13 protein-coding genes are annotated in these 15,082 nt (G+C 65.7%); 8 read left to right on the forward strand and 5 right to left on the reverse strand.

Annotation, left to right across the window (positions count from 1 at the left end):
• Positions 1-17 precede the first annotated feature (17 nt).
• Entirely contained in the window at positions 18-2,153 is a 2,136-nt protein-coding gene (locus G7Y82_RS15235) for a M3 family metallopeptidase (RefSeq protein ID WP_168148997.1), read from the forward strand.
• Positions 2,154-2,221: 68 nt separating this feature from the next.
• On the opposite strand, the gene G7Y82_RS15240 is transcribed toward G7Y82_RS15235, so the two are convergent.
• On the reverse strand, positions 2,222-3,877 hold the full coding sequence (locus G7Y82_RS15240; RefSeq protein ID WP_168148998.1) for a carboxypeptidase regulatory-like domain-containing protein: 1,656 nt from the start codon (positions 3,875-3,877) through the stop codon (positions 2,222-2,224).
• Between the two features lie 347 nt (positions 3,878-4,224).
• Between G7Y82_RS15240 and G7Y82_RS15245 the strand changes: the two genes are divergently transcribed.
• A complete protein-coding gene (locus G7Y82_RS15245; protein ID WP_168148999.1) occupies positions 4,225-5,019 on the forward strand; it encodes an acyl-CoA thioesterase in 795 nt (264 codons plus the stop codon).
• Between the two features lie 59 nt (positions 5,020-5,078).
• Here the strand turns inward: G7Y82_RS15245 and G7Y82_RS15250 are convergent, their stop codons facing one another.
• Entirely contained in the window at positions 5,079-5,339 is a 261-nt protein-coding gene (locus G7Y82_RS15250) for a hypothetical protein (RefSeq protein ID WP_168149000.1), read from the reverse strand.
• Positions 5,340-5,477: 138 nt separating this feature from the next.
• Between G7Y82_RS15250 and G7Y82_RS15255 the strand changes: the two genes are divergently transcribed.
• The gene (locus tag G7Y82_RS15255; protein WP_168149001.1) at positions 5,478-5,693 is read left to right on the forward strand and encodes a CsbD family protein; all 216 of its coding nucleotides are present in this window, start codon (positions 5,478-5,480) and stop codon (positions 5,691-5,693) included.
• Between the two features lie 48 nt (positions 5,694-5,741).
• Positions 5,742-5,909, forward strand: coding sequence for a DUF1328 domain-containing protein (locus tag G7Y82_RS15260; protein WP_168149002.1), 168 nt, complete (start codon positions 5,742-5,744; stop codon positions 5,907-5,909).
• Positions 5,910-5,980: 71 nt separating this feature from the next.
• On the opposite strand, the gene G7Y82_RS15265 is transcribed toward G7Y82_RS15260, so the two are convergent.
• Positions 5,981-7,345, reverse strand: a complete 1,365-nt coding sequence (locus tag G7Y82_RS15265; protein ID WP_168149003.1) for a hypothetical protein — start codon at positions 7,343-7,345, stop codon at positions 5,981-5,983.
• Between the two features lie 107 nt (positions 7,346-7,452).
• On the reverse strand, positions 7,453-8,121 hold the full coding sequence (locus G7Y82_RS15270) for a TetR/AcrR family transcriptional regulator (protein ID WP_168149004.1): 669 nt from the start codon (positions 8,119-8,121) through the stop codon (positions 7,453-7,455).
• Positions 8,122-8,259: 138 nt separating this feature from the next.
• On the opposite strand from G7Y82_RS15270, the gene G7Y82_RS15275 reads away from it, so the two are divergent.
• The 4 genes from G7Y82_RS15275 (at position 8,260) to rssA (ending at position 14,238) form a co-directional block, all read left to right on the forward strand.
• Positions 8,260-9,099 carry an SDR family NAD(P)-dependent oxidoreductase gene (locus tag G7Y82_RS15275; protein ID WP_168149005.1) on the forward strand — a complete coding sequence of 280 codons (840 nt, stop codon included), beginning with the start codon at positions 8,260-8,262 and terminating at the stop codon, positions 9,097-9,099.
• Positions 9,100-9,143: 44 nt separating this feature from the next.
• The gene (locus G7Y82_RS15280; RefSeq protein ID WP_168149006.1) at positions 9,144-11,999 is read left to right on the forward strand and encodes an amino acid permease; all 2,856 of its coding nucleotides are present in this window, start codon (positions 9,144-9,146) and stop codon (positions 11,997-11,999) included.
• A 97-nt stretch (positions 12,000-12,096) separates the two neighbouring features.
• A complete protein-coding gene (gene dinB, locus G7Y82_RS15285) occupies positions 12,097-13,194 on the forward strand; it encodes a DNA polymerase IV (RefSeq protein ID WP_168149007.1) in 1,098 nt (365 codons plus the stop codon).
• Between the two features lie 45 nt (positions 13,195-13,239).
• A complete protein-coding gene (gene rssA / locus G7Y82_RS15290; RefSeq protein WP_168149008.1) occupies positions 13,240-14,238 on the forward strand; it encodes a patatin-like phospholipase RssA in 999 nt (332 codons plus the stop codon).
• A gap of 19 nt (positions 14,239-14,257) precedes the next feature.
• Here the strand turns inward: rssA and G7Y82_RS15295 are convergent, their stop codons facing one another.
• Positions 14,258-15,037 (reverse strand): hypothetical protein, encoded by a 780-nt coding sequence (locus tag G7Y82_RS15295; RefSeq protein WP_168149009.1) that lies wholly within the window; start codon positions 15,035-15,037, stop codon positions 14,258-14,260.
• Positions 15,038-15,082 lie beyond the last annotated feature (45 nt).

The raw sequence follows: 15,082 nt of genomic DNA on the forward strand, positions 1-15,082 counted from the left end.
AAGCTTACGGAGACTCGATGAAAACCTCCGCTTCGCTGGCCCTGACGGCCGGCCTGATGATGAGTGCCGGCGATGCGCTGGCCGATTCCGATTCGAAACTGGCGAGCCAGCCGTTCGTGCGGCCGAGCAGCCTGCCGTACGCGCTGCCGCCGTTCGATCGCATCGGTGATGGCGACTATGAACCGGCCTTCGTCGCCGGCATGGCCGAGCAGCGACGCGAAGTCGACGCGATCGCGCATGATCCCGCGGCGCCGAGCTTCGACAACACCATCGTCGCGCTCGAACGATCCGGCACTTTGCTCAACCGTGTCTCGGCGGTGTTCTTCAATCTGGCGGCGTCGAACACCAACGATGCCATTGACGCCTTGCAGGCGCGCATGGCGCCGCAGCTGGCCGCGCATCGCGATGCGATCTTTCTTGATCCGCGGCTCTACGCGCGCGTGCAAGCGCTGTACAACACGCGACGCCTGCTCGAACTCGACGCCGAATCCGCACGTCTGCTCGAGCGCTATCACACGATGTTCGTGCGTGCCGGGGCTGAACTGGCGGATGCGCAGAAGGCCGAGCTGCGCCAGATCAATGCGCAGCTTTCGGAATTGCACACCCAGTTCAGTCAGAACCTGCTGAAGGACACCAATGCCGCGGCCGTCGTCGTCGACGAGCGCATCGAACTCGACGGTCTGAGTGACGCCGAGATCGCCGCAGCTGCCGCGGCTGCGCAGCAGCGCGGTCTCGATGGCAAATATGTCATCACGCTGATGAACACCAGCGGCCAGCCGCCGTTGGCTGATCTGAAGAATCGCGCGGTCCGTGAACGCGTCTACCGTGCTTCCATCACCCGTGGCGCCAACGGCAACGCATTCGACAATCGCGCCATCATCCTGCAGATCGTCGGACTGACCGCGCGGCGCGCCGAGCTGCTCGGCTATGCCAGCCACGCCGCGTACGTTCTGGACGACGAGACGGCGCGGACGCCGGCAGCCGTCAATGCGATGCTCGGCCAATTGGCGCCGGCGGCGGTGGCCAATGCACGACGCGAGATGGCCGACATGCAGCAGCTGGTCGATGCCGAAGGCGGCACGTTCGAGCTGGCGGCCTGGGACTGGGCGTACTACGCCGAGAAGCTGCGCAAGGCCCGCTACGACTTCGACGAGTCGCAGATGAAGCCGTATCTGGAGATGGATCGTGTGCTGCGCGACGGCGTGTTCTATGCGGCGCAGCGCCTGTACGGGCTGAGCTTCAGCGAGCGCAAGGATCTGCCGGTCTATCACCCCGACGTCCGCGTCTTCGAGGTGTTCAATGAAGACGGCTCGCCGCTCGGCCTGTTTCTCGCCGATTTCTACAAGCGTGACGCCAAGCGTGGTGGCGCGTGGATGAGCGAATTCGTTTCGCAATCGGGCCTGTTTGGAACCCGGCCGGTGGTCGTCAACAACCTCAACGTGCCGAAGCCGCCGGACGGCGAACCGACGCTGCTGAGCTTCGACGAGGTGACGACGATGTTCCACGAGTTCGGCCACGCGCTGCATGGCTTGTTCTCGGACGTGAAGTATCCGCTGTTCACCGGGACGTCGGTGCCCCGCGATTTCGTCGAATATCCGTCTCAGCTCAATGAAATGTGGGCGACCGATCCCGAGGTGCTGCGCCACTATGCGCGTCATCATCGCAGCGGCGAGCCGATGCCGGCGGCGCTGCTCGACAAGGTCCTGGCGGCACAGAAATTCAACCAGGGCTTCGCGACCACCGAATATCTCGGTGCAGCGCTGCTCGACCAGCAGTGGTATCAGCAAGCGGCGGGACCGGTGACGATCGACGATGTCGAGGCTTTCGAAACGCAGGCGCTGCAGCAGGCCGGCGTAGCGCTGGCGCAGGTGCCACCGCGCTATCGCAGCAGCTACTTCGCGCATGTCTTCACCGGTGGCTATGACGCGGGCTATTACGCCTACATCTGGAGTGAGGTGCTCGACGCAGACACGGCGCAGTGGTTCCGCGCCGAGGGCGGCGCGAAGCGCGAGAGCGGCGAGCGATTCCGCCGCATGGTGCTCGCGCGCGGCGGCAGCGCCGACGCGATCGGCCTGTTTCGCGCGTTCATCGGCCACGACCCGCAGATCGGGCCGTTGCTCGAACGTCGGGGACTGGCCGAGCCGGGGCGCTGAGCCGGCCGCGACAAAAAAGAAGGGCCGCTCAGGGTAGCGGCCCTTCTTCATTCAGCCATGCAACGCGTTCAGCGCGAGTAGTACTTGCGCAGCACGTAGGACTCGGCGATCGCCGGGCGTGCCTGCCGCTTGCTCGCTGCCGCAGTCACAGCGTTTGCACTCGGCAACGTCTCGCTGTCGCTGAACTGCTGCACGACCGTGGTTGTGACCGTACCGTCGTCGGCGACGATGAGGTCGAACACGTGCCAGTACGGCGCGCTCGGATCGCCACTGGCGGCGTCCGGTGAGAACACCCGCACCTGGCCCTGGAGGTTCAGCTCCACACGTGCCGGCGACGCTGCGATCGTCGAACTGCCGGCGTACAGATTGACGTAATAGTGATAAGTGCCGGGCAGCGGGAAGCGCGGAATCGTGATGATTTCCGGACCGAAGCTTTGCGTGTCGTCGACGTCCAGCGAGATCAGCGTGCCATCGATGATTTCCGACTTGTTCCCGTAGTAGATGTGGAACATGCCGTCACTGCCGTCGACGTCGGATGGGCCGGTCAGGTGGCTGTCGAGATCGCGTGGATTCTCGCCCCAGGTCAGCTTGATCGTCGCCGCGCTCGGCGCCAGGATCAGACACTGTTGCAGCGTCTGGTCGCTGTCGCCGGTTTCGACCGTGATCGTCTGGCTTTGCGTGCTCGATGTGCCCGAAATCAACACCTGCGAATTCACTCGCGCCGCCACACTGAAGTTGCCGTCGGCATCCGATCGGGTGGTTGCCGAGCCGTTGTAGTCCTGGCCGAAGCTGCTGACGCTGACGTCGCTGAGCATCTGCCCGTCGGCGTCTTGCACGCAGCCGCTGATATTGACGGTGTTGTAGACCTGATCGGCGTTCCAGGTCGTGAAGTGGCTGACGGTGCCGACGTACGCCCAGCCGGCGTCGGTCTGGGTCAGCGTGGCCGTGCCTTCCTCGACCCAGTAGCCACTGCTCTCATCGAAGTAGTAGAGCGGGATCGTTGCCGCAGCACTGCCGGGGTCGACCGAGGCGGCGAGCGGAATGCGCAGCGTCGCACTCGCACCGTCAGCCAGTTGCAGGGCCTGACCGTCGGCATCCGTGAAGGACGCATCGAGCGCGCCGAACGACTCGATCTGCTGTACACCGCCGCCGGCCGTATCGACCGTCTGGTAGTCGCCCGGCATGACGCTGGCGTCGGCACTCGGATCGATGACCGTCACATTGGCGCTGACGTTGCCGCTCGGCGCCTGGCCGTCGGCATCGACGAACGCATTGGCCGGCAGGCTGACGACATTCATGCCGCCGATGCTGAGATCAGAGGCTGCGGTCGGGTCGAAGTCACTGCTCAGCTGCGCCGGCAGCAGACGCTCGTCGACCGAGATGGTGGCGTTTTCCGATGGGATCGGAAGGTTCTTCGACTGCGCACCGAAACCCGGCGAGCGTGCGGTCAATACCAGGCGATTCGTGCGATCAGAGCCCTGCAGCGTATAGCTTCCGTCGTCGCTGGTCTGCGTTTGCGCGACGACGTGTGGGGCGCCGTCCTGCAGGGTCGACAGGATCACCGTGGCACCGGTCAGCGGCTCGCCCGAGTAGTAGTTACTGATCGTGCCGTTGATCGTGTATTTCTGTTGCGTCGGCGTACCGCCGTCGTTGCCACCGGAACCTCCACCGCAGGCGGTCAATATGCCGCCCAACAGCAGGATTCCCAGAACTTTCATGTTCATGGACTGCTCCTTGCTTCATTGCGTATCGGATGGATGCACGGCGCCGGGAAATGGAAACCTCGTCAGCGTTGCGCGGTGTGCGTTCGCGCGACGCCCCTGAAGACGAGAAATGGCGCCTGAGTGTTCGTCCCCCTCTTTGCGAACAATCAGCCGTTCGAGCCTAGGTAATTAACGCGGCATCGAACAGCGCACCAGCGTCGTTTTGGCCGCACAAACTTGCGCTAGGTCACAAAACCGGTACGAAAACGGTCGATGACGGGCCACGGCGACGCGGCCGAGCTGCAAATCCGCAGGGTCGCCACTTGCCGCACAATCGCCGCCATCACATGACGAGCAGGATATCGACGATGCGTTTTTCGCAGGTGCTGGAAGCGATGACGGGCGAGGGCGGCACCTGGCGTGCGCCAGTGAGTGAGACCTGGACGCAGGGACGGACGCTGTTCGGCGGCCTGCAGGCGGCGCTGGCCTGGCGCGCGATGCGCGATCTGGTCGGCGCGGACGCGCCGCTGCGAACCTTGCAGACGACGTTCATCGCGCCGGTGCCGGCGGGTGAGGTGCGCGTCACGGCACGGGTTCTGCGTCGCGGCAAGTCGGCGACGCATGTCGAGGCCCAGTTATTCGACGGTGAGCAACTGGCCTGTGCGGTGCTCGGGGTGTTCGGACTGCCGCGCGAATCGGTGATTCGCATCGAGCCGACGCATCCGCAAGATCTGCCGGCTACGGATTCGCTGCGCGAGATGCCGTATCTGGACGGGCGCACGCCGGCTTTCACCCAGCATCTGGCGTTTCGCTGGGCGCATGGCAAGTTGCCGTTTCAGGGCGGCGCCGAGGCGCGCACCCAGATCTATGTGCGATTGCGCGATGAAACCGTCGCGAGCGGCGAAGCGCAATTGATCGCGTTGGCCGATTCGATTCCGTCACCGGGGCTGTCGGTGCTGAGCCGTCCGGCGATGGCCAGCTCGATGACGTGGACGCTGGAGCTGCTGGGTGGCGACTACGATGCCCGGCCCGACGCCTGGTGGCTGATGGATGCGGAAGTCACCGCCGCGCGTGATGGCTATTTGAGCCAGACAGCGACGCTGTGGAGCGCGGATGGCCGCGCCGTCGCACTGAGCCGGCAAAGCGTCGTCGCATTCGGCTGACGATCGCCGCTGCCTGGGTGGTGGTGCCGGCAGTGCCGAGCCGGCGCCACCACCCATCATCAGAGCCCGGTCGAGGCTGGGCGCATCTGGCTGAAGTCGTTGACGGCGTCCTTGCAGCCGCGCACGAAATCCGGGCCGTAGTGCTTGTTGTCACAAGGCTTGTCGCTTTCCAGCGCGCCGCGCATCGCCCATTGATATCCCTCTTCGTGTGTCATGCAGCTGCCGCTGCAGGGCGGTGGCGGCGGAACCTGCGGAGCACTGGCGCAGGCGCCGAGCAGGCTGAGGGTCAGGGCGATGGCAAACAGGCGGATATGATTCATGGCGCGATGCGTGGCGGACCCCGGGGGGAGTGGCTGATCCGCACTCATTATCGTCGATCGTCGGCGCAATGCGAGTTCAGGGGTAATTCATAGCGGCGCGTCGATAGTGAGGTCGTTGTCATCAGCAAGGAGTGCGAGATGAACAGCGATACGCTCAAGGGTCAGTGGAAGCAGTTGCGCGCGCATGCCAAGGCGGCATGGGCACGGCTGACGGATGACGAAGCCCTGCGCATCGAAGGCCGCTTATTGCGGTTTTCCGGGGCATTCGAGTCGCGTTACGGCGCGATACGGGATGCCGCGCAATGTCAGGTGGAGCGCTTGCTCACGGCTACCCGGCCACCATCCTGGCACTAGGTGCACGCGTACCGCGACATCGCCATCGAGGGAACAAGGAGGTTCACCATGCTGTATTACGCCATCGTGTTTTTCATCATTGCTCTGGTCGCCGCGTTTTTCGGCTTCTCGGGAATTGCCGCCGGCGCCGTTTCGATCGGCAAGATTCTGTTCTTCGTCTTCCTGATCATGGCGGTGGTATCGCTGCTGGTGGGGCGCCGATCGCCGCGAATGTAAGCGTCGGGATCCAGCAAAAAGCCGGCCTTTGAGGCCGGCTTTTTTTATGTGCGCCATCGCGACGGTCGGGACTATTGTTTCTGATGACGTTCGCCGAACGGCATTTGTAACGCAGCGCCGACCAGGATCGACCCGTCGCGGTGGTCGCTCAGGTTCTCACGCGGATAGCTGTAGCCGAGCACCCATTCGGTATAGAGCTTGCCGCCGAAGATCGGGTTGCGGAATGTGGTCTGCACGCCGTACTCGTGGATCGGCACATCGTCGTCGGTTTCGCCACGAACGAAGACTTCATAAGCGATGCCACTCTTGATGCGCAGCAGGGCCTGGTAGACGGTCAGCGACGAGCGCCAGTCCAGGCCGGCAGTGGTCTGTGCCCAGGTGCCGACGTTGCCGAAACGCAGCAGCATCTTCTTGCTCAGCACGTGGCTGTAGTCGGCGCCGACGGTGATGCCGAGCCGTTCGCGCGTGGTCCAGAACGGTGTCGCGCGCAGATTGATCAGGTTGTTGTTGTCGGCGTAGGCATTGAGCTGCGCGCGGCCCTGCAGAAACGCTTCCGGATGGGCGAAGCCGCGCACGCCGGCACGCAGGTTGGTCTGCAGGCGGTGATGGTCGGGTAGCGAGTAGCCGAGGCCGGCGAAGACCTTCTCGTGATCGTCGACCTGCGGAAAGCTGTTGCGCAGCGTCGTGTTGTCGAAACGGTCCTGAATGAAGTCGTTGCCGTTGTCGCGACCGATGAACGCCGACAGGCGATGGTTGATGTTCGGCAGATCGACCTGCGCGTCGAAGCGCAGTCGCGTCTTGTTGCCGTAGAACTGCGACCAGTTGTTGCTCAGTTCGACCGTGCCGTAGACCTTGCGTGACTGGGCGACGTAGTACTGATCGCCGAACAGGCCGTCGAACCACATCGACGCCGTGCAGACCATTTCCTCGACGCGGCGCCGCGTATGGTCGATGACCTGCTCGTTGTCGGGTGGCCGTTGATCGCAGAGGTGCGACGGGTCGAGTGGCCGGTCGTCCTTGGCGTGCATGCCGATCGGTACGACCTCGCCAGGATGTGTCTCACCCCGCAGATCGGTTTCGAAACGGGTATCGCGCGACGGCTGGGTCTCCGATGCCTTGGAGGCCGGCGGCGGTGGTGCCTGGCCTGGATCGGGCTCCGGTGCGGCCGGATGATCGGCCGGCGTTTGCGTCGGCGCCTGCATCGCCGACACGCCCTTGGTCGGTGGCTCGTGACCGCTCTCGTCTTGCGGCGCGACCGCGACCGGTGTCTCGCTGCGCTGTGTCGATGGATTTGCATGCCCTGCCGTGACCATCGCCGTCGTCGCCGGATGCGTACGATGCGAGGCGCAGCCGCCGAGCAGCACGGTGCTCGCAATAGCCGTCAGCGCCAGCGTTCCGGCGAATGATGTTGACCCTGTTGGTTTCGGCTTCCCCATCGGCGCTGATTGGTCGGCTCCCTTTTTGCCACAATGACCTACTGCGATTTACACGCCCTGAATCGGCGACCTGCGTCAGCAACGGGCCGATGTGCGTCGTCGGTCGATCAGCCGTCGCGGTCGACGCGTTGCCGCTCTTCGGCCTGCAGCGCGGCGAACGCATCGCGAATCATGGCGCGGAACACCGGCCGTGTCTGCGTGCCGATCGTCGGGGGAATGCCGCGTGCGAAGCGTGCCGTCGACATCGCCAGCTGCATGACCAGCGCGCAGGCGGCGAGGGTGCGGTCGGCGTCGACATGCGGGAACCAGGGCGCGCAGACGCTTTGTAGATAACGGCCGTTCTGCAGGCTGTCATCGATGTCGATGCGCTGCAGTTCGGCGTCGGTCTGCACGATCGACCACAGCCCGTTGAACAGCGGGTCTTGTTGATGCAGCGCGAAGTACTGCTCGAAAGCTGATTCCATCGCCACGACGAAGCTGGGGGCGTCGGTGCTGCGCGATGCGTAGTCGTGGAGCATCAGCCGCACCGCGGCGTTGTGCTGCATCAGGATCGCGCGATGGATCGCCGACTTGTCGGCGAAATACTGATACAGCGAGCCCATCGCCACATTCGCGCGCTGTGCGATTTCCGTCATCGTCACATCGACGCCCTGTTCCGCGATCAGTTCGGTGGCGGCGGTCAGGATGCTCTGGACGGTGGTCTTCGAGCGCGCCTGGCGGGCGCGGCGCCGAATCGGCGGTTTTGTGGTCTTCAACGGGCGGTTTTCCAGATCCATGGGTGGTCGCTCGATAGGCTGATTCTACTGTGCGCCCACGGCTTGCGTGGCGCTTGCCAGCCAAAATATGATGAGTCGTCACGTTTTTGCTGATCTTCCAGCCAGCCGTGCGCGGCCTTGCGCGCGGCGAGGGGGCGTATGACGAAGGTGGCGCTGATCACGGGTGGGGCGGGCGGCATCGCGGCCAGACTGGCGCCGCGCCTGCAGGCGCGCGGCTATCGTCTGTTGCTGGTCGATGTCGACGCGGCACGGCTGGCCGCTGCGGCTGACGTGTCGGGGCCGGGCACCGCACATCTTGCGGCTGATCTGTCGACGGCCGCGGGGCGCGCCTGCGTGGTCGAGGCGATCGCGGCCGAGCCGGCGCTCGACCTGCTCGTCAACGCTGCCGGCATTGTCGAGCCGGGTTCGGTCGCCGCGCTGGACGGCGATGCACTGGAACGACACATCGCGATCAATCTGCTGGCGCCGATGCGGCTCAGTCAGGCGGCGGCGCGGGCGTTCGTGCCGCGCGGACGCGGCTGCATTCTGTCGCTGGTGTCGGTGGCCGGGCTGGTGGCGCTGCCCGGCAGCGCCGCCTACAGCGCGTCGAAATTCGGGCTGCGCGGCTTCCAGATCGCCTTGAGCGAGGAACTGGCCGGCTCTGGCGTTCGCGTCCGTGGCGTGTTTCCCGGCGCCGTCGATACGCCGATGTTGCGTCACGAAGCGACGCACGGCGGCTCGGTGCTCAACTTTCTCAACCGCGACGTCCTGAGTGCCGACGCGGTGGCCGAGGTGTGCCTGCGTGCGATCGACGGCACGCGGCTCGAAACCTTTCTGCCGGCCGGCGACGGTTGGAGCGCGCGCCTGCTCAGCGCCTGGCCCGGTTTGCTGCCACGGCTGATGCCGTTGTTGCGACGGCAGGGTGAGGCCGGACTGCAACGTTTCCTGCAATCTCGCGGTCTGACGGCAGCGCCGCGAGACGATTCCCCACCCACCTGAAGCGACGCGCCGCGCGGGGCGGCGAGGCTACGCGGGAGATGTGAATGGACGAGGTATTGCGCGCCCAGGCCCGGCAGTTCGAAACCGGTCGGCGTCGCCAGCCGTTGAAGACGCAGCGCATCGTGTTTCTGGTGGTGGCCGCTGCTGCGCCGCTGGCGGCGATGATGGGCAATCTGCCGATCGCGCTGGGCCGTGGCAATGGCGCCGGTACGCCCGGCGCCTATCTGTTCGCCGGACTGGTATTGCTGCTGTTCGCGATCGGCTACGCGGCGATGAGCCGTCGCGTCGTCAATTCCGGCGCGTTCTATACCTATGTTGCACGGGGCCTCGGCCGTCCGCCGGGCGTCGCCGCCGCATTCGTGGCCTTGCTCGCCTACATCTCGTTCACGTTCGGCATGGCGGCGTTTTTCGGCTATGTCGTCGACGCGATGCTGACCACGATCGGCGTGCCGGGGCCGTGGCTGGCCTATTCGGTGGCGGGACTGCTGGCCATCGCCTGGCTGGGTTATCGATCGATCGACCTGTCGTCGCGCATCCTCGGCATTCTGATGATCGCCGAAGTCGCGGTGCTGGCGATCTTCGACGTCAGCGTGCTGTTATCGCGTGGCGCCGCCGCGCTGCCGTTCGACGCCTTCGCACCGCAGACGGTGTTCGTGCCGGGGCTTGGCGTGTCGCTGATGTTCGCGTTCACCTCGTTCGTCGGCTTCGAGTCGGCGGCGCTGTACGGCGAGGAAGCGCGCGATCCGCGGCGCAGCGTGCCGGTGGCGACGTATGCGGCGGTGCTGCTGATCGGCACCTTCTATCTGTTGACCGCCTGGATCACGGTCGGTGCGATACCGCGCGAGACGCTGGCGGCGCGCACGGCCAGCGACGGCGGCATGCTGATTTACAAGCTGCTGGTCCACTACAGCGGCGAAACCGTCGCTGGTGTCACCGCATTACTGTTGTGCACCTCGGTGCTGGCGTCGTATCTGGCGCTGCACAATGCCGCGTCGCGCTACATCTTCGTGCTGGCACGCGACCGCTTGCTGCCGGCTCCGCTTGGGCGTTTTCATCCGCGTCGCTACGCGCCGTCGAACGCCAGCCTGCTGGTCAGCGGCCTGACGGCGCTGAGCCTGATCGCGCTCGGCGTCACGCAGCTCGATCCGTATCGTGCCGGCATGCCGGTGCTGATCGGCTTCGGCACACTCGGCATCGTGCTGCTGCAGGCGCTGGCCGGCTTCGCCATCGTCGCGTACTTCGTGCGCCGTCGCGGCGCCGGCATCGGCACACTGATCGCCGCCAGTCTGGGCGCGGTCGGTTTGAGCCTGGCCACCGCGCTGGCGACACTGAATTTCGATCTGTTGACGACCAGCCAGCTGGCCTGGGTGCCGTGGCTGCCGCTGGTCTATCTGCTGGCGATGCTCGCCGGTGTCGCTTACGCACTGCGCCTGCGCCGTGCGCAGCCAAAGCTGTACGACGCGCTGGCGCAGAGCGACTTGCGCACCGACAGCGCGCGGCGTGCGCACACTGTGCCGACGCGTTATGACGGCAGCTGGTGCATCGTCGGTGGTGGACCTTGCGGCCTGCTCGCAGCGCGCGCGTTCAAGCTGGCCGGCATTCCGTACGAGCAATTCGAGCGTCACGCCGACGTCGGCGGCATCTGGGATCTCGACAACCCCGGATCGTCGATGTACGAGTCAGCGCATTTCATCTCGTCGAAGTACACGTCCGGCTTCTACGGCATGCCGATGCCCGACCAGTTTCCGGACTATCCGAGCCATCGCCAGATCCTGTCGTACATCCGCGACTTCGCCGACACCTACGGGCTGCGCTCGGCGATCCGCTTCGGCGTCGAGGTGCGCGACGCGCAGCCGCTGGGCGAGGGCGCCTGCGACGGCTGGCGGGTCACACTGTCGACCGGCGAGACGCGTGTCTATCGCGGTCTGGTCTGCGCCAACGGCGTGACCTGGCATCCGAACCGGCCGCAATATCCGGGCCTCGACCAGTTTGCCGGCGAAGTCCGCCACACTGTCGATTACCGCAGCGCCGATGCACTGCGCGGCCGTCGCGTGCTGATCATCGGTGCCGGCAATTCCGGCGTCGACATCGCCTGTGACGCGGCACGTCACGCGCAGTCGGCAGTGATCAGCCTGCGTCGCGGTTACCACTTCATTCCCAAGCACATCTTCGGCGTGCCGACCGATGTGTTTCTCGCCGGCGGCGTTCACCCGCCGGACGGTGTCGTGATTCCCGACGATCCGCAGAAGATGATGGCGGCGCTGGTCGGCGACCTGACCCGGTACGGCCTGCCGGCGCCCGACCATCAGGTCATGGAATCGCACCCGATCATGAACTCGCAGATCCTGCACTACCTCGCGCACGGTGATCTGCGCGCGCAGGGCGAAGTGCGAAGCTTCACGCGCGACGGCGTGATCTTCGCTGACGGCACGCAGGAATGCTTCGATCTGGTGTTGTTCGCCACCGGTTACGAGTACCGCATACCGTATCTCGACGAGCGCCTGTTCACGTGGAAGCAGGGCCATCCGGAGCTGTATCTGAATATCTTCCACCGGCAGTTGCAGGGCCTGGCGGTGGTTGGTTTCGTCGAGTTTGCCAGTGCCGGCTATCAGCGCTTCGACGAGATCGCGCAAATGGCGGCGATGGATGCCTGCTTGATGCAATCGCCGCGCGAGGGCGATGCCTGGCGTGCGATGAAAGCCGAACACCGGCCCAACCTGCGCGGCGAGATGCAGTACATCGACTCGCCGCGCCACGCCAATTACGTCGACGTGCGCGTCTACCGGCGCGTGCTCGCCGAGATTCGTGAGCGCTTCGGCTGGCCGGACCCGGATCACGGTTTGTACGAGGGCTTGCGTGCACGCGACGGCACGGCGTCGCGTGTCCCGGCGGCGGCCTGAGCCCGCCTTGAACATGAGCGAGTCTCAGATTCTGTGAGTGCCGGCGGTACATCGCCCGCACCCGGACTCCGGGGCGCTTGCGGCATCATGTACGGGTATGGCCGAAGCTCCGCAGCGCAAGATCATTCACGTCGACATGGACGCGTTCTACGCGTCGGTCGAGCAGCGTGACGACCCGGCACTGCGTGGCCGGCCGGTGGTCGTCGCCTGGCGCGGTCAGCGCTCGGTGGTCTGTGCGGCGTCGTACGAGGCGCGCACGTTCGGTGTGCGTTCGGCGATGCCGGCGCTGCGCGCCGAGCGGCTCTGCCCGGAGGCGGTGTTCGTGCCGCCCGATTTCACGCGCTATCGCGCGGCGTCGCGCGCGGTGCGTGAAATCCTGCTGTCGCACACCGATCTGGTCGAACCGCTGTCGCTGGACGAGGCCTACCTCGACGTTACCGAGAACAAACAAGGCATCGGCTCGGCGACCGAGATCGCGCAACACATCCGCGCCGAGATTCGATCCAGCCTGCAACTGACGGCATCGGCGGGCGTGGCGCCCAACAAGTTCCTGGCCAAGATCGCGTCGGACTGGAAAAAGCCGGACGGTCTGTTCGTCGTCCGGCCCAGGGACGTCGCCGCGTTTCTCGAACCCTTGCCGGTCGGCCGCTTGCCGGGCGTCGGCAAGGTGATGGACGAACGGCTCGCGGCCTTGGGGGTGCGCACGGTCGGGCAGTTGCGTGCCCGCGCCCCCGACGAGCTTGAAAGGCTGTTCGGCCGTTACGGGCGGCGCCTTGCCGAACTGGCACGAGGCATCGACCACAACCGCGTACAACCGGACCGGCCGACACAGTCGGTATCGGCCGAGGACACCTTCAGCGAGGACTTGCCGCTGGACGCGCTGGCGCCGCACATCGAACGCCTGGCGCAAAAGACCTGGCAGGCCGCGCGCAAGACCGCGCGCGTGCCACGCACCGTCGTGCTCAAGTTGAAGACCCGCGAATTCCGCATTCTGACCCGCAGCCTGACCTCGCCGCGGCCACCGGCGTCGGCCGCCGAACTGGCCGCCGCGGCGATCACGCTGAGCGAGCGCGTGCGCGACGGTGATGATCGTGATGCCGCGCAAGCCCTGTATCGCCTGGTCGGCGTTGGCCTGGCGAATTTCCACGACGCCGACGATCCGCGTCTGCAGCCCGATTTGTTTGCCGCCGACTAAGCATTCTGTCAGTGGCAAGCTTTTAGCTGATATTTTCCACCTCGAATGAAAGCGGATCACAAATCGCCCGTTATCGGTCTGGCGCTGGGCAGCGGCTCGGCGCGCGGCTGGTCGCATATCGGCATCATCCTTGAGCTGGAGGCGATGGGGATTCACCCGCAGGTCGTCGCCGGCACCTCGGTCGGCGCGCTGGTCGGCGGGGTTTATGTGTCCGGGCAGCTCGAGGAGTTCGCCGACTGGGTCAGCAAGCTCACCGTACGGGACGTCGTCGGCCTGATGGACTTCACGTTCTCCGGCGGCTTCGTCAAGGGCGAGCGGCTGTTCGGTTTCTTCAACGAGCACCACCGCAACCCCAACATCGAGGAGCTGGAGCAGAAGTTCGTGTCGGTGGCGACCGAGATGCAGACCGGTCGCGAAATCTGGATCACCAAGGGCCCGGTCTGGGCCGCATCGCGTGCGTCGTGCGCGATTCCGGGGCTGTTCACGCCGGTCAAGCACGAGGAACGCTGGATGCTCGACGGCGGTCTCGTCAATCCAGTGCCGGTCTCGGCCTGTCGCGCGCTCGGGGCCGACATCGTCATCGCCGTCAACCTCAATGCGCAGCTGGTCGGGAGCCACATGTCGACGGCGAGCCGCGACGAGGTGCAGCGCGAAGCCGCCGCCGATGCCAGCCGCGATGCCCGGAACAAGAGCTTTTGGCAGAAAGTCGTCGACTATCTGCAGAGCAGCAACACCGATACGCCGAGCTTCTTCGATGCGGTGGCGTCCAGCGTCAACATCATGCAGGACCGGCTGACACGCTCGCGCATGGCGGGCGATCCGCCGGAGATCACGCTGATTCCGCATCTCGATGACTTCGCCCTGATGGACTTCCACCGCGCCGGCGAGGCGATCGAGGAAGGGCGGCGGCTGGTGCGCCAGCACGAGATCGAAATCCGCCGATGGACCGGAGTCAGCAGCCCGGCCGAACTGCCGCCGCCCGGCGAGGCGATATTGGAATCACCGCCGGAACCGGACGGTGACGTACAGCCCGCACCGGGCTGATCGCGTGTGCGGTGGCGTGCTATGGCGCCAGACCGCTCATCGACAACATCTCGAAGATCGACACGATCCGGTAGCCGGCCGGGTCGGCGAAGAAGGACGCCGGCAGTGCTGCGTGCGAGATCGATTTCAGCGAGCCGGCCCCGGCGTACTGGCCGGCGCCGAGGCTACCGCTGTAGCGGATCGGCAGGCCCGGCACGCTCGCGGCCGGCAGCCAGGGGCCGTGCGTGTCGCGCAGCAGGCCGATCGCGGTCTGCAGGGTTTGCGTGTCGGCGGCAGACAGGCCCAGCGTTGCGTAGGGCGCGACGCACAGGCGGCGCGGGTCGCCGTCCGGTCCCCGTTGCTCGTAGATCGTGCAGGCGATGCCGACTACGCGGTCACGCTGCGCGGTTTTGGTGAACGGGAGGTTCTGCTCGCGCTGCGATTGCTGCAGCAATGCCTGCGCCTGCTGGCGCTGCGCATCGGGCAGATGGTCGAGCGCCATTTGCAGCAGCGGCTGCGTCGCCGGATCGCGGGCGCCATCGAGACTGGCGGCCAGTGCCTGCAGTTGCTCGACCGCCGCCGTCGCCGTGGCCTGCTGCCCCGGATTGATTTGCGTGACCGTGCGTGATTCGAGGTCGAGCACGGTGTAGGCATTGCCCGGTGCATAAGCGATGTCGACGCGCAGTTTGTCGGCGCCGATGGCGATGCGTGACTGTGGCTTGCCGGTGCGGGTGTCAACGAATTGCAGCAGAGCGTCGGCGCGTGCGGCGCCGGGCAGGGTCATCAGCAGAAAAACGACAGCGGCGGTGCGGATCGACATGCGCGCAGTCTGCTGCGCCGATCCGCACCGCCGCTGAACGGTGGA

The sequence above is a fragment of the Solimonas marina genome (assembly GCF_012241385.1).
GTDB lineage: Bacteria > Pseudomonadota > Gammaproteobacteria > Nevskiales > Nevskiaceae > Solimonas > Solimonas marina.